Origin of the sequence: Burkholderia sp. BCC0322, from assembly GCF_902833045.1 — a bacterium.
GTDB lineage: Bacteria > Pseudomonadota > Gammaproteobacteria > Burkholderiales > Burkholderiaceae > Burkholderia.
In genome coordinates this window covers 1-369 of the sequence record NZ_CADFDU010000058.1, presented here as the reverse complement: position 1 = coordinate 369, position 369 = coordinate 1, and the positions used below count along the sequence as shown (strand labels likewise).

The following is a 369-nucleotide window of genomic DNA, read 5'->3' as shown; positions in this document are numbered from 1 at the left end:
GACACTCACTTCCTGGCCCGGCTTGCCCGTCTTCGGATCGATCGGCGTCAGGCTGCCGTCGGTTCGCCCTTCCGCATTGTTCGCGACCCACAGCGTCTGCAGGTCCCATGCCGGCACGACATGCTGCGGACTGCGGCCGACGGTGAACCGGTCGACGACCTTGTACGTGGCCGGGTCGATCACGTAGACGTCGTTCGATCTCAGGTTCGGCACATAGATGCGCGGCAACGCGCCTGCTACCGCCGCGCTCATGCGGCCGGCCTGCGCCTCGCTGTACAGGTTGTCGGGGTGGATGACGGGCGGCATGCCGGGTACGGCCGCGACGGCCGACGCCGCGATTGCGCCGTGGGCGCCGAAGCCGGCCAGCGC

General features: G+C 69.4%; 1 protein-coding gene. It reads right to left on the bottom strand.

Annotated elements, in window-relative coordinates; all coding sequences use genetic code 11:
- The coding region (locus HWX39_RS35870; protein WP_244135170.1) for a YncE family protein at positions 1-366 on the bottom strand (366 nt) is incomplete at its 3' end.
- Positions 367-369 lie beyond the last annotated feature (3 nt).